The sequence below is a fragment of the Pseudomonas sp. R11-23-07 genome (genome assembly GCF_003852295.1).
Classification (GTDB): Bacteria; Pseudomonadota; Gammaproteobacteria; order Pseudomonadales; family Pseudomonadaceae; genus Aquipseudomonas.
On sequence record NZ_CP027761.1, the window covers coordinates 1,262,451 to 1,276,776 of the forward strand.

The window sequence follows — 14,326 nt, forward strand, 5'->3', positions numbered from 1 at the left end:
TACCCGGCGGCGTGCCCTACGCCGCCGTCTGCCGAATCGGCAGCACCACCCGAAACGTCGTGCCCTTGCCCAGCTCGCTGCTGACCGAGATATGCCCACGGTGTTTCTTGACGATGCCGTAGGACAATGACAGCCCCAACCCGGTGCCTTCGCCCACCGGCTTGGTGGTGAAGAACGGGTCGAAAATCTTCTGCACGGTGTCGGGCGCGATGCCGCAGCCGTTGTCCGCCACTTCCAACCAGATGGTGTCGCCGTCCACGCCGTTGCTGATGGTGATGGTGCCGCGCTCCGGCCCCATGGCCTGGGCGGCGTTGATCACCAGGTTCATCACCACCTGGTTGAGCTGCGAGGCCAGGCATTCGATGTCCGGCAGGGGCGTGTAGTGCTTGACCACATCGGCCTTGTACTTGAGTTCGCTGGCGACGATGTTCAGCGTCGAATCGATGCCCTGTTGCAGGTTGGCGAACTGCCAGGTCTGGTCGTTATCCACTCGCGAGAAGTTCTTCAGGTCCTTGACGATCTGTACCACGCGGCCAATGCCGTCCTTGGACTCGCGGATCAGCACCGGAATGTCTTCCTTGAGAAACTCCAGTTCCAACTCTGTGCGCAACGCCTTGAGCCGCTCGCGCTGGTCCTGCGTCGGGATCAGCGCTTCGCTGTGTTGATAAGCCTCCAGCATCTGTTGCAACTGGTTGAAGTAGCTGTCGAGGGTGCTGAGGTTGGATGAGATGAAGCCCACCGGGTTGTTGATCTCATGGGCGACGCCGGCCGCGAGTTGCCCCAGTGAGGCCAGCTTCTCCGACTGCACCAACTGGCTTTCCAGGTGCTTGCGCTCGTTGATTTCCAACTGCAACGCCTGGGTGCGTTGTTCCACCAGCTGTTCCAGATGCTGGGTTTGCAGGGACGCGCGCCGGGCCATGTCCCATTTATTGGCCAGGGTGTTGGCCATTTGCTGGACTTCGATGTTGTCGAACGGTTTCTTCAGGATCAGCAAGCGGTCATAGGCGTTCAGGCGCGACAGCAGGTCATCCCAGGAATAATCCGAGTACGCGGTGCATACCACCACTTGCAGGTCGGGTGCGACCTTCCACAGTTGCTCGATGGTCTTCGCGCCGTCCCAGCCTTGGGGCATGCGCATATCCACGAAGGCCAGCGCGTAAGGGCGTTGCTCGGCCATGGCGGTGCTCAGCAAGGCCAGGCCTTCTTCGCCGCCATAGGCGCAGTGCAGCTCGAACGCCTGGGCCTGCGGCTGGGCGGTATCGCCAAACAGTGCCGACTCCATCTCGTCCAGCGCCTCGTTGGATGGCGCGCTCGGCATCAGGATCTTGCGAAAATCCTCATGAATGGACGGGGTGTCATCGATCAGCAGGATGCGCCGGTTGGGAGGCTGGTTCATGCGGTACTTCCGACAAGGGTCAGGGGAATCGTCAAGGTAAACACCGCGCCAAGGCCCGGTCCGTCGCTGTGAGCCGTGAGTTGGCCGTGCATTTCCACGGCGGCCAGGGCGCAGCTGTGCAGGCCGAAGCCGTGGCCTTCCTTGCGGGTGGTAAAGCCGTGGGTGAAGATCCGCGTCATATTCTCGACCGGTATGCCTTCGCCGTCGTCCTTCACACTGATTTTAAGGGTCTGGTCATCTACCTGTTCGACCCTCAGGGTGATTTGCCGTGGCCGCTCGGAAAGACCGGTCATGGCGTACTTGGCGTTGCTGATCAGGTTGACCATGATCAGCAGCAACCGGTGTTTGTCCCCCAGAATCTGCGGCACCGGCGCGTATTCCTTGACCACCGTGACGTGGTGACGACTCAGGGCGCCGGCGTTCATGCGCAAGGCATCGTCCATCAGGGCACCGATATCCACAGGCTCCAGCAGCTTGGAAGCGCCGGCATAGGATTGCTGGGTCGAGACGATGTCCTTGATGTGGTCGACGCTTTTGCTCAACTGCGCCAGCTCATCGCTCATGCCTTGCTGCTCGCTGGCAATCGCGTCCACCAGTTGGTTCAGATAGGCCGGCAGCAATTTGCCTTTTTCATCCTCGGTGAGGAAGGTGCCCAGGTCGCCCTGATGCGCGTTGATCAGTTGCATGGCCTTGCCCAGGCCCTGGGCCTTGCTGCTGCGCAGTTTGCGGCTGACCAGGTCGGCGGAAATATTCACGCTGTTGAGCACGTTGCCGACGTTGTGCAGCACGTTGGTGGCGATCTCGGCCATGCCTGCCTGGCGGGCGCTGTCGAGCAGTTCGCTCTGGGCGTCCTTGAGTTGCTGCGTGCGCCGTTCCACCCGTTGCTCCAGGGTTTCGTTGGCCGATTGCAAGGCGCGGTTGACGCGGTTGATCTCGGCGAAACTGCGCAGCAGGCGCACGGCCAGGTAGAGCAGCAGCACCACCAGCAACGTCGAGAACACCAGCAGATAGCGGTGGTATTGATGTTCGATGAGGTCGGCGGCCTGCTGGTCCTGATCGAGGTGGGTGGTCAGCGCGTCGAGGTGCTCGGCCACGGGTACGGCGGCAATCCGTTCGAGCAGGCTGTTGACCACCGGCTGTTCGCGCAGGATCAGCGAAATATGATTGCTGAGGATATCCACCGGCGCCTGGAACTCAACCGGCAGGCTCTGTTTGTTGATCGCCAGTTTGCCCAGGCCCACCAGGATATCGGCAGCGCGTTCGTCGCTGGTGACTTGGGCGAACTCCAGGCTGCTGAGCAGCAGGTCGTAGGTGTCGGTGGCCACGCCCTGCAGTTTCAGCCGGCCTTCATCGTCCATGCTGCTGAATTGGGCCTGGATGTCATCTTCGGCGGTCGGCAGAAACGCCAGCGAATTACGCAATACCGCGTTGTGGGATTTGAACTGGTCCACCAACCGGGCTTTGTCCTGGATGGCCGCCTGATAGGCCGCCTGGCTGGCTTGCCAACCCGGCAGGTCGGCAGCGCTGTGGTAGGAGTCGCGGCTCGCAAGTTCAGCGCCGATCCGGGTCATTTCCGTCAGGGGCATGACCAGCGGGTCGTAGTTGTGGGTAATCGCGATCCGCGCCTTGAGCACTTCGCTGTCCCACTGGGCATTGAGTTGCTGGAGCTGGCGGATCAGGTCTCGCGACTGGGTATAAGTGGCTGTCTGGTCGCGGGAAGACTTGAGGTACAAAAACACCAGCGTGGAGGCCAGGAACAGGGTCATCAGGCCAAGCAGCACCTGACTGGCGCGGCGGCGATACAGGCGTGACAAGCGTCTCATAGGGGCTTACCCGCCCAGTTACCGGTCAGGGTCTTGAGAAATTGAATGATGAGGTCCTTGTCTTCCTGGGTCGGGTTACGCCCCAGTTGGTACTTGAACATCACATCGACCGCTTCTTCCAGGGTCTTGGCCGAAGCGTCGTGAAAATACGGTGCGGTGACGGCGACATTGCGCAGGCTGGGCACCTTGAACACATAGCGGTCCTCTTCGTCCTTTGTCAGCAGGTAGCGCCCCAGGTCCGACTCCTGCGGGTTGCCGCGTGCCTGGAAGTAATCGCCCATCACTCCGAATTTCTGGAACATATTGCCGCCGATGTTCACGCCCTGGTGGCAGGCAATGCAGCCGTACTCCTTGAAGCGCTGGTAGCCGTACTTTTCCTGGGTGGTCAGTATCGCGGTGTTGCCCTGCAGATACTGATCGAACCGCGAGTCGGGCGTAAGCAGCGTGCGCTCGTAGGTAGCCAGTGCGTTTTGCACGTTGGCGGCGCTGAGGCCATCGGGGTAAGACTGGGCGAAGGCGCGTTGGTAGACGGGCAGGGCCGCCAGGTTCTGCACCACGGTGTTCCAGTCACTGCCCATTTCCACGGGGCTGGTGACCACCTGATCAACCTGTGCTTCCAGAGTGTCTACCCGACCATTCCAGAACTGCTTGAAGTTCAGGCTGGCGTTGAACACCGAAGGCGTGTTGAGCACCACAGGTTTACCGTCAAAGCCGATCGAGAACGGCTTGTTGTCGGCGCCGCCGGATTCCAGGCGGTGACAGCTGGCGCAGGACAGCGTGTTATTCGCCGACAAGCGCGGCTCGTTGAACAACTGGCGGCCCAGTTCAACCTTGGCCGGGTCCAGCGCCGGTATTGCCGGCATGGGCTTGAGCGCCTCGTTCAGCGGTGCGGCGGCCAGCGGTGCGCCGCTGCCCAGGCACAACGCGAGAATGAAGCCGGTACGGACAGTTGAAACATGGCTCAAGCGAGCACTCCTTGCGGCCTGGGGCTATTGATCGGGCATCAGTGTCGCGCTACCCACCTGCAGCAACTGGACGAAATCCTGCGGCGCCAACGCTTTGCTGAAGAGAAAACCCTGGCCCCCCTCACAGCGCTGGGCTTTGAGGAAATTCAGTTGGTCGATGGTTTCCACGCCTTCGGCAATTATTTCCAGTTTCAGGCTTTTACCCATGCCGATGATAGCCCTGATCAGTTGTTCGTCCTGACTATTAATGCTCAGGCCGTGCACGAAGGATTGGTCGATCTTCAGCACATCGATGGGAAAGCGCCGCAGGTAGCTGAGGCTGGAGTAGCCGGTGCCGAAATCATCCAGGGCCAGGCGCACCCCCAGCGCCTTGATCCTTTGCAGGATCGCCACGGTTTCATCGACGTTCTGCATCAGCACGCTTTCGGTAATTTCCAGCTCCAGCAGGGCGGGCGGCAGGCCGGTTTGTTCGAGGATGGCGGCCAGGTTGTCGACGAAGTTGCGTTGGCGAAAGTCGATCGCCGAAATATTCACCGACATGCGCAGCGGCGCCAGGCCCATGTGCCGCCAGGCTTGGGCTTGTGCGCAGGCCTGGCGCAGTACCCACTGGGTCAGGCGCACGATCAGGCCGCTGTCTTCGGCGACCGGAATGAACTCGGCCGGCCTGACCCAGCCGGACCTTGGATGAAACCAGCGTGTCAGCGCCTCCGCGCCGACGATCCGCCCGGATTCCAGTTCCAGCTTGGGCTGGTAGTGCAGCACCAACTCATCGCGCTCCAGCGCCTGGCGTAGCGCGCTCTCCAGGTTTTGCTGGTGTCGGGCGCGCAGGTTCATGTCTTCGGTATAAAAACTGAAGTCGTTCGGGCCGCGCTCCTTGCTGGTGTGCATGGCGGTTTCAGCTTGCTTGATCAACCCCACCGCGTTGGCGCTGTCGTTGGGGTAAACGCTGATCCCAAGGCTGGCGGTCACGCTCAGGTCCTGCCCGGCGACGTGCCGCGTCGCGCTGATGGCATTCAGCACTTTTTGCGCAATGTGCTGGGTTTGCTGGGGGTGCTGGATATCGTTGAGCAGGATCACGAACTCATCGGCGCCGTAGCGAAACACCGAATCAGAGGCCCGTACCGTTGCCACCAGGTTCTGGCTGACCTGCTCGAGCACTTCATCGCCTACCGGGTAGCCCAGGGCATTGTTGATGCGCTTGAAGCGGTCGAGCCCGATAAACATCACCGCCAGTTGCGTGTCGTGTCGCCGGCCCAGGGCGATGGCCTGGGTCAGCCGGTCGCCCAGCAGCGTACTGTTGGGCAGCCCGGTGAGGGCGTCGTATTGCAACAGGTGCGAGACCTTGAGCAGTTCCTGCACGCGTTCTTCGATGGTGCGCTCCAGGCTGATCACTTTGAGCGCCGCGTCCTGGGCCAGTTGCCATTTCCACGTCAGGGCGCTGGCCATCTGGCGGATTTCCAGGTGATCGAATGGCTTTTTCAGAATCAGCAACTGGTCGTTGTACTTCAAGCGCGCTTCGATCGCCTCGAAGGAATAGTCGGAATAGGCCGTGCACAGGGCAATTTGCAGGTTGGGGTCGACGTCCCACAGTTGTTCGATGGTTTGCAGCCCGTCCCAACCGGGGGGCATGCGCATGTCGATAAACACCAGCGCATAGGGCGCCTGGGCCTGCAGTGCCTTGTTCACCAGCGCCAGCGCTTCCTGGCCCTGGTAGGCAGAATCCAGCTCGAATGCCTGGCGTACCGGCGCGGCGGTGCCGAAAAGGGCCGACTCCAAGGTGTCCAGCGAGGGCTCGCCGTGCTCATCGGCGCAGAGGATCTTGCGAAAATCCTGGTGGATCGAAGCCGCGTCATCGACGATCAGGATGCGACGGTTGGCCCGCCCTGATTCCGGGGTCATGGTGCCCTGCGCCTGTGCAGAAGACTCGACGGCATAACGATTCCTTCCCTGGTTTTACAATCAAAGGGGTGTGAACATGCAGTGACAGCATAGCTGAGCTCCCTTGATATCGACGGCCAGTTGGCGTCAAATCAACAGCATTTTCGCGCTGCTGGCCTGGATCGGCATGGCGCACCGGTTCAATCGAGCTTCACATCGTTTAATTTGAAGGCAGAGTCGCCATGGATGAACAACTCGCTACGAAGTCCGCTGTGCTGCTGGTCGACGATGAAGAGTCGATCCTCAACAGCCTGCGCCGCCTGTTGCGCAGCCAGCCTTACGAGGTGGTGTTGGCCACCAGCGGTGCCCAGGCGCTGGAGATCATGGCAACCCGGCCCATCGACCTGGTGATGAGCGATGCGCGCATGCCCGGTATGGACGGGGCCACGCTGTTGGCGCAAGTCCACCGCCTGTACCCGGCCACCGGCCGCATCCTGCTCACCGGTTACGCCGACCTGACCACCATCGTCAAGGCGATCAACGACGGGCAGATTCACCGCTACATCAGCAAACCCTGGAACGACGAAGAGTTGCAGTTGGTCTTGCAGCAGACCCTCGAACATCAGCGGCTTGAACGCCTCACACGGGAGCAGAACGACCAGCTCAAAACGCTGAACGCCACGCTGGAAAAGCGTGTGACGGCGCGTACCGCCGAACTGCAACAGACCGCCGACATGCTCGACCTGGCCTACGACGAGCTCAAGCGCAGCTACGTGACCGGTACCGAAGTGTTTTCGTTGCTGGCCAACCTGCGGTTGCCCAAGGACAAGCAGACCAACCGCGCGTTGATCGAGCTGATCCGCGTGTACTGCGCCGCCCAGGTCATGGATGAAGCCAGCACCCGCGACCTGACCATGGCTGCGGCGCTGTACAACATCGGCAAACTGAGCTGGACCGACAGCATGATGGTTGCGCCGTCCGACAAGCTGTACAGCACCGACCGCGCGCTGTATCGCGAATACCCGACCCAGAGCGAGTCGCTGTTGATGACCCTGGAGCCGATGAAGGATGCGGCGCGGATCATTCGTCATCACCAGGAGCGTTGGGACGGCTCGGGGTTTCCCGACCACCTCAAGGGCGAGGCGATCCCGGCGGGTTCGCGGCTGCTGAAATTGGCCGTGGACTTCATCGAGCTGCAAAAAGGCCTGATCCTGGAGCGGCACTTGAACAGCGATGAAGCGTTGCTGTATATCCGCAAGTACGCCGGGCGCCTTTACGACCCGGAGTTGGTCGAGGATTTTGTGCAGGCCTGCGCCACCTTCCTCAGCGACGTGACCCTGGGCGACCCCACGGTCAAAGTCCTCACCACCCGCGAACTTGAAGACGGCATGGTCCTGGCGCGCAACCTCAACGCCGACAACGGCATGCTTCTGCTCAACGCCGGCAAGGTGCTGAACCTGCCGCTGGTGGACAAGCTGATCGCGTTCGAGTCGATGGAGGGCGCAAAATACAGCGTATTTATCAAACAACCCGACGAGATAACGATTCCCACATGAGCCCTTCAATTATCCGCATCGCTGCCGCGGTCCTGATCGACAAACACGGCCAGACCTTGCTGGTGCGCAAACGCGGGACCCTGGCCTTCATGCAGCCCGGCGGCAAGATTGACGCTGGCGAACAACCGGTCGAGGCGCTGGCCCGCGAGCTGCGGGAAGAACTGAACCTGCATATCGATCCGGCACAAGCTGTGTACCTCGGCCAGTTCTCGGGGCCTGCGGCCAACGAGCCGGGCTTCACCGTGCAGGCCGACATGTTCCAGCTGCACATCGACGTGGCGGTGTCCCCGGCCGCTGAAATTGAAGAAATACGCTGGATCGACCCCATGGGCGACGGCGGCCTGCCATTGGCGCCGCTGAGCCGTGACCAGATCCTGCCGCTGTACCGTGCGTCGCTGATCGGCGCATGACGATTCGCCCACTCAACGCCTGCGATGCCGAGGCCTATCGGGCATTGATGCTCGAGGCCTATGACGCTTATCCCCAGGCGTTCACCTCCAGCGTCGCCGAGCGCGCAGCGATGCCGTTGAGTTGGTGGCAAAAGCGCCTGGACGGTGCGTTGGACCGTTTGCTCGGCGCATATGCCGGCGACGCACTGGTCGGCATCGTCGGCCTGGCGTTCGAGCCTCGGGAGAAAGCGCGGCACAAGGTGACGTTGTTCGGCATGTACGTGACTCCAGCCCATCAACGCAACGGCCTGGGCCGCCGGTTGGTGCAGGCGGCACTCGACCAGGCACGCGAGCACCCGCACCTCAAGGTGGTCCAACTGACCGTCACCGCCGGCAATGACGCCGCCTTTGCGTTGTACCGGCGCTGCGGCTTTATCCAGTACGGCCTGGAACCGTTGGCGGTGCGGGTGGGCCTGGACTACTTCGACAAGATCCACATGTGGCGTGAGCTGCGCGGCGAGGGTTAAGGGGGCATTACATTCCCCAGGCGACCGACCTCGTATCGTGATAATCAAAGATACCTCGGAGTACGAAGACATCTTTGCCATCCTCTTTTGCGGTGCGCTCAATGGCCACCCGCCATCGACCACGGCCCGCGCCTGCCTCTATCTGGGGTAAATCAGTATAGGTGTAGTTGCCGATTTTTTTGCGGCTGACACGACCTGCCTGAATGTCCTGAGTGATCTGCTCGAGTTTGTTTCTCGCACTCTCTGATAGCAGCGGACTTTGCGCTTCTAACAACTCGTCCTGCTTCACGATGTTGACCGCGGGGTCTCGGACCGTTGGGGGAGCCGGGGACGGTGTCGGTGCAGGGGACGGTTTTTCAATTTTTTTGATGGGTACACGGGGGGCGTCAAACTCTAAAGACGCTGAAAACCGAGGGAGGTTCTTTTCAAAATCCGTGACGGCGACACTGTCGATCATTCTTACGTCAGACTCACCGCTCTTGTATGTACCGCGTGACATGGCGACATAGGGAATGCCGGATTTTTTAAAGTCTTCGGCGTAGGAGACCACGCCAAGTTCTTTGAGCTTTTCCTTGAATTTTATTGTTCTGAACAGGGTTAAGGATTTTTGTACTTCTGGGTTCGACAAAAGCGATTCCAGCGCCTCTTCGCGCGTAATTTTATTATCGGTAGCTATTCGGGTAAGCGTTTGTTGGCGTCCTTTTTCGTTTAGAAACGCCTTGAGCGAATCCGATGACCAAGTTGAAAGTTTATAATTTTCATCAAATTTATCCAGGCTCTTCATCTGCTTGGGTGTGATCGCATAACCTACAAACTGTGCGTTTGTGTCGGGGTCCTGAATTTTAATGGAGGCTCGGATTTCTTTTGAAAAGTTATCGTTTTTGCCAATTAGTCTTTTTATTTTTTTAAACAATTTATCTTTGTCCAACGGGAGCAGGGGAGGGACCAGGTTCGAGGTTGATCTGTTTATGTGAACGTAGATGTCCGCCTCCGAATGCAGCCTCAACAATGCTTCACGTAATTCATCTTTGGCGCGTGGGCTTAAATTCCGCTGCCCCGAGATCCTGCGACGAAAGGTGGCTTCGTCGATATTACCCATCTGCTGTCGTACGTTCGCCAGCAGCGCTCGCTTCTGTGGCTCCGTCATTTCTTTAATGAGGGGTTCGAAATACCTTAACTGCTCATCTGTCGAGTAGATACCAAGCGCCGCGATCAGGTCGGCATCGACTTGCTGTTCAGGCGTGAGCCCGCGCAGCATGCCCATCACCGTGCCGCCGCCCGCTGTCGTGCGTTCGAAACGTGGCTTCCAGCTTTTTGCGTCGCCCGGCACCACCATAAAGTTCGCGCTGTTTCCTGCCGGGTCTTTTACATAGCGCGCACCGTCTTCGACAAAGGACTGAAACAGGTGATAACGCCCGCCTTCATCCCTCATCGCGATCAGTTGATTATTGTATTTGTCAAAAAAACACGGGGCGTTGCCCGATGTGCGCCACAGCGTGTAGTGGTTCGCCTGGGCAAATTCTTCCACGTCAAAGAATGCGTCGATCGGTTGGGGTAACCGATACGCGGCAACATCGACCCAGGCCGGCTCCAACGGCCGGATCGAAGCCTTTGTGACCGCGATGCGTGCCCTGTGGTGGGTGCCGATTTTTCGGACCAGCCCCGGCATACGGCGGCCCAGTTGTCTGGCCAGGCTTAGCCCTTTCTCTATGCCCCTGCGCACAAACGTCTGTGCGGCCTTGCCGGGCACCAGGCCGATAAAAAGATCGGCCACTTCAATGCCGAACATAAAGGCGTTTACGGTGGACTCGCGGGAAATCTGCGCATTGCTGCGTGAACGGAAAGCGGCATGCGCGAGTTGAAACCCAAGCTGCACCAGATACAAATACGCGTGAAAATTGCCGGTTATCGTTGTTAAGGCATAGCGGTGCATGCCGCGTGTGTCGCTGAAGATCCGTGAGCGCTCGTGCGCATCGTTAGTGGCCATGCGCGCGCTGAAGTAGGCTCGCCATTGCGGTTTTGCCTTCAGCGCGTCCAGCTCTTTCAGGCCGTTGGCCAGTTCCCTGAACGGCGCTTCATCCGGGGCATCCGGTGTATACAGCACGCAGACGCCGCCAGGCGTGGTGCCTTTTCGCTGAATGATCAACACGCCGTTGATCACTTGCCCCCCTCGGCCTTCATCCAGTGCGCCGCCCATCACCAACAGGTTCACGTCGATCTCGAACGCGCTGACCCGGGGGCGTTCTGTGGAATCGGGGTACTCGACCACCGCCTTTATCCAGTCAAGCCCGCTCCCGGGCGTCTTGAATATAAACAGCTTGTAAACATCGGGATTCAACCGGCTCTCCAGGGCGTCCTTGTGCATTTTCGCCGCGTTGGCGCGCTGCCAGGCGGTGGCGAAGCTGTTGCCTTCGCTGCCCTGCGCAAAGGTTGACCTCAGGTACTCGGCGTATTTTCCTCCAATGTCGGCTTCCTGGGCGAGCGCGCGTAAATCCGAATCGCCAAGCGTGCCCTTGGTGTTGCCGTCGGTATCGACAAGGGTGGCGGTGGCGCTGATGGTTCTGTGGAAGTCATGCGCGGACCATGGGTCGACATTGCGCTGGGCGTAACTGCCCAGTGTGCGCAGGTCTATGACGACCTGGCTCTTCCAGGTGCCACTGGTCAGTGTCTGGCCTTCCAGAAACCGTGGGATGCTTATCTTTTCATCGGCGGTGATGTAAACGACCGAGGTGTTCTCGTCGCGATACCCCATCAACTCCACCGGCAGGGAGGCGGATATACGCAGATGAACCAGGCTTTTATACGGGGCAATATCCACATCGGCATAGGCCGGTTTCTGTTTTTTCAGGACCTTGTCTGTGTGTTCGAGTGAAAACGCTTCCAGCGTCTGAACCTTTTCAAGAAGAGGCATGAGCGCTGTATTGCTGTCACTCATCGCCTGTTCCAATTGCCTGTAGCGGGCCTGTTCGTGCACGTCGGCAGTTTTCAGCCACTCGGGTTCGCGCACCTCTATCAGGCGCAGATTACGTGTGGCAAAGGCATCGGTGATATCCAGATACTGGGTGATGTCCGCCGCCAGATCGAGTTCGCCGGCCACCGGCAATGCCTCCTTGCGCAGGGCTTCGCGCACAGCAAAATATTGTCGAATTCGCACTGAGCGAACACAGTGCGCCACGATATCGGCCTCTATCGTTGGCGGGCTTGCGGCCAGCACGGGCAAACCGGGCAGCCCTGCGCGGGCCGTTTTCGACAGGCTTGCGAGCAGGCGCTTGCCGGCCGGGCCGCCTTCGCGTATGCGCGCCGCCACGGCCTGATTCAAACGGTCCAGGTTTTCATATTCCTCAAACGCCTCGCCCGGGCTGTACAGCATCACGCTGCCCGTAGGCGGAGCCTTGCCCGTGGCGTTGAGGATGAATGCCGCGGCGAACTCGCTGCCGTCCTCCAGCATCAGCCGGTATACCGCGGGCCTGTTGTCGATGGCGAAGGCCTTTTCCCGCGCCGCCGCAGTGGGGTACTTGAGCACATTGTCGGCCAGTGTCCGCCCGGCCGCCGACAACGTGCCATCCACCGTGCGCAGCGCCAGTTGATGGGCCAGCACCTGGCGACGCAAGGCAATCAGTTGTTCCTCCGGGTCGGGTTGGTCGTCCTCGGCGGTGTCCCAGAACGCGTTCAGACTTTGGATGACGGCGATTTCCGTCGAGCCGGCCAGCTGCGCCGCCGTGCCGTTTGAAGACAGGTGCTTGTCCGCGTCCAGTGTGTTGGGTTCCCGGTAGAAGGCACCGCTCTGTTGGGTCAGATAGGTGCCGCCGTCTGGCGCGCGCAACCGGGTGAGCAACGACCCCAGCGGCTCGCTGAACAAGAGTTGCCGTTGCCCCTCCTGGTCCTCCCGGTAACGGCTGTAAAAGATCTGCTTGGGGTTGATGGGCCGGGGCGAATGGGGAAAGGCTTCAGTCAATTTATGCTGATACACCCTGCCCAGGCTTGGCTGTGCCTGTATCAGGTCGTTGGTTTGGACGTTGAGTTTGGCAAGCTCGCCGATGAGGTGCTCCTGCTGGTCCTCGGTCGAAGACGCCGGGGGTACCACAGGCCACGTCACGGGCTGAAAAGTGACGAGAGGCGTGTCTTTGGCCTGGATCGGTTGTGGATCGTCACCCTGTCGGGCTGGGGAAGAAGGCAATGAAGTGTGCATGCGCGAACCCTTACTAAAGGGCGCAGGTTGAGGGAGGGTGCCGTGCGCCCGGATGAATGTGAGGGTCGAGTGTAGGCGCGGCGCCAAGAGGCCCAGCGGTGCATGTGTCTCGGACAGCCGAGCACTATGCCGGGTTGGTCTCAGGTAACGCATAGGTATCCACGATGCGAAGCGAGCCGCTCTTGCTTGTGATCTTGCTTTTGATCCAGGCGCCCCGTTAAACCACGCTGGCCGGAATTCGACAGTGATTTGGGGGGTAAACCGGCAGGGATGCCGGTTTAGCCGCCCCGCGCCATGGATGGCGCGTGGCGGCGGCCCCCCAAATCACTGTCGGATTACGGGCACACCGAGCCTAAGCGAGGTGCCGAGTGGTGGGGCAAGAGCGTTTTGCTTACTTTTGCGCTTTTCAAAAGTGAGCCGCCGTAAGGGCGGAACCCATAGCAGCCGTTACCGCAGCAACGGATATGTACTCGTACTGATCCAGCATCTCGGTCGGCTGTCAGGCCGCAATCGGGGGCAAGCCCCCTCCCACATTTGGAACGCGGCATCAGTTAGAGAGGCTTCGGCTTCCGAGCCGCCACAGGTTCAGGGTCGTGCCAAGTTGGCAGGTAACGGGAAGCCTATCGCGGGCCTCAGCGCACCGCACTCACGCCATCGAGCGTCGAAAATGACGTGTCCTTGGCCGTCAGCAAGAAGTCACGCATGTACGGCGCATCGAGCATGTCCGCGCGAATCCCCGCATACAGCGTGGCGAACAAACCTTTCTCGCCCAGCCGCTTGGCCTTCACATAACCGCGTGAGCTGTACTCGTGCAGCGCCCAGTGGGGCATGCCGCACACGCCACGGCCGCTGGCCACCAGTTGCATCATCATCACCGTGAGTTCCGAGGTGCGCACCTGGGCGGGTTCCACGTCGGCCGGCTCCAGAAAGCGGGTGAAGATGTCCAGGCGATCACGCTCCACCGGGTAGGTGATCAGGGTTTCCGTCAGCAGGTCTCGCGGCACGATGTACGATTTATTCGCCAGCGGGTGCTGATTGGCCACGGCGAGCATGGCTTCGTAGGTGAACAGCGGCACATAAGTGATGCCCGGCAGCTCCAGCGGGTCGGACGTCACCACCAGGTCGAGGTCGCCACGGGCCAGGGCCGGCAGCGGCGCGAAGGCAAAGCCCGAGGCCAGGTCGAGCTCGACTTCGGGCCAGGCATCGCGGAACTGGTCGATGGTCGGCATCAGCCATTGGAAGCAGCTGTGGCATTCGATGGCCATGTGCAGGCGCCCGGCGGTGCCGCCGGCCAGGCGTGCGATGTCGCGCTCGGCGCCGCGCAGCAGGGGTAGGGTGGCGTCCGCCAGTTGCAGCAGGCGCAGGCCGGCGCTGGTGAAACGCACCGGTTTGGTCTTGCGCACGAACAGCGGCATGCCCAGACGCTCTTCGAGTTCCTTGAATTGGTGAGACAGCGCGGACTGGGTCAGGTGCAGGCGCTCGGCCGCCTCCACCAGGCTGTCGGCTTCGCGCAGGGCGTGCAGGGTCTTGAGGTGACGGATCTCGAGCACGGGCTCTCCATGAAGACAATTTGTGACGAAGCGGAATGGCGTGAGTTTGTCTC

Annotated in this window: 9 protein-coding genes; 3 read left to right on the plus strand and 6 right to left on the minus strand. The window is 60.4% G+C overall.

Features of this window, described 5'->3' with window-relative positions:
* Nucleotides 1-16: 16 nt before the first annotated feature.
* The 4 genes from C4J84_RS05545 to C4J84_RS05560 are packed head-to-tail and all read right to left on the minus strand — an operon-like array spanning nt 17 to nt 6,083.
* On the minus strand, nt 17-1,396 hold the full coding sequence (locus C4J84_RS05545; protein ID WP_124435041.1) for an ATP-binding protein: 1,380 nt from the start codon (nt 1,394-1,396) through the stop codon (nt 17-19).
* Entirely contained in the window at nt 1,393-3,219 is a 1,827-nt protein-coding gene (locus tag C4J84_RS05550; protein ID WP_124435042.1) for a DAHL domain-containing protein, read from the minus strand. The genes C4J84_RS05545 and C4J84_RS05550 overlap by 4 nt, the downstream gene beginning before the upstream one ends.
* Entirely contained in the window at nt 3,216-4,184 is a 969-nt protein-coding gene (locus C4J84_RS05555; RefSeq protein WP_124435043.1) for a cytochrome-c peroxidase, read from the minus strand. Before C4J84_RS05555 ends, C4J84_RS05550 begins: the two co-directional genes overlap by 4 nt.
* 24 nt (nt 4,185-4,208) lie before the next feature.
* Nucleotides 4,209-6,083 carry a bifunctional diguanylate cyclase/phosphodiesterase gene (locus C4J84_RS05560; RefSeq protein ID WP_124435044.1) on the minus strand — a complete coding sequence of 625 codons (1,875 nt, stop codon included), beginning with the start codon at nt 6,081-6,083 and terminating at the stop codon, nt 4,209-4,211.
* Nucleotides 6,084-6,304: 221 nt separating this feature from the next.
* Between C4J84_RS05560 and C4J84_RS05565 the strand changes: the two genes are divergently transcribed.
* From C4J84_RS05565 to C4J84_RS05575, 3 genes are read left to right on the plus strand one after another with little or no spacing between them, the layout of a single operon-like run.
* Nucleotides 6,305-7,618 carry an HD domain-containing phosphohydrolase gene (locus C4J84_RS05565; RefSeq protein WP_124369793.1) on the plus strand — a complete coding sequence of 438 codons (1,314 nt, stop codon included), beginning with the start codon at nt 6,305-6,307 and terminating at the stop codon, nt 7,616-7,618.
* Nucleotides 7,615-8,028 (plus strand): NUDIX domain-containing protein, encoded by a 414-nt coding sequence (locus C4J84_RS05570; protein ID WP_124435045.1) that lies wholly within the window; start codon nt 7,615-7,617, stop codon nt 8,026-8,028. Before C4J84_RS05565 ends, C4J84_RS05570 begins: the two co-directional genes overlap by 4 nt.
* The gene (locus C4J84_RS05575; RefSeq protein ID WP_124435046.1) at nt 8,025-8,534 is read left to right on the plus strand and encodes a GNAT family N-acetyltransferase; all 510 of its coding nucleotides are present in this window, start codon (nt 8,025-8,027) and stop codon (nt 8,532-8,534) included. Before C4J84_RS05570 ends, C4J84_RS05575 begins: the two co-directional genes overlap by 4 nt.
* Nucleotides 8,535-8,541: 7 nt before the next feature.
* Here the strand turns inward: C4J84_RS05575 and C4J84_RS05580 are convergent, their stop codons facing one another.
* Nucleotides 8,542-12,723: a dermonecrotic toxin domain-containing protein gene (locus C4J84_RS05580; protein WP_124435047.1), complete on the minus strand. Its 4,182-nt coding sequence runs from the start codon at nt 12,721-12,723 to the stop codon at nt 8,542-8,544.
* 632 nt (nt 12,724-13,355) lie between these two features.
* On the minus strand, nt 13,356-14,273 hold the full coding sequence (metR, locus tag C4J84_RS05585) for a transcriptional regulator MetR (RefSeq protein ID WP_124435048.1): 918 nt from the start codon (nt 14,271-14,273) through the stop codon (nt 13,356-13,358).
* Nucleotides 14,274-14,326 lie beyond the last annotated feature (53 nt).

Excerpts from the sequence above, each read along its gene's own strand:
- C4J84_RS05545 (WP_124435041.1), bottom strand. The coding sequence starts at position 1,396 with ATGAACCAGCCTCCCAACCGGCGCATCCTGCTGATCGATGACACCCCG.
- C4J84_RS05550 (WP_124435042.1), bottom strand. The coding sequence starts at position 3,219 with ATGAGACGCTTGTCACGCCTGTATCGCCGCCGCGCCAGTCAGGTGCTG.
- C4J84_RS05560 (WP_124435044.1), bottom strand. The coding sequence starts at position 6,083 with ATGACCCCGGAATCAGGGCGGGCCAACCGTCGCATCCTGATCGTCGAT.
- C4J84_RS05565 (WP_124369793.1), top strand. The coding sequence starts at position 6,305 with ATGGATGAACAACTCGCTACGAAGTCCGCTGTGCTGCTGGTCGACGAT.
- C4J84_RS05570 (WP_124435045.1), top strand. The coding sequence starts at position 7,615 with ATGAGCCCTTCAATTATCCGCATCGCTGCCGCGGTCCTGATCGACAAA.
- C4J84_RS05575 (WP_124435046.1), top strand. The coding sequence starts at position 8,025 with ATGACGATTCGCCCACTCAACGCCTGCGATGCCGAGGCCTATCGGGCA.
- C4J84_RS05580 (WP_124435047.1), bottom strand. The coding sequence starts at position 12,723 with ATGCACACTTCATTGCCTTCTTCCCCAGCCCGACAGGGTGACGATCCA.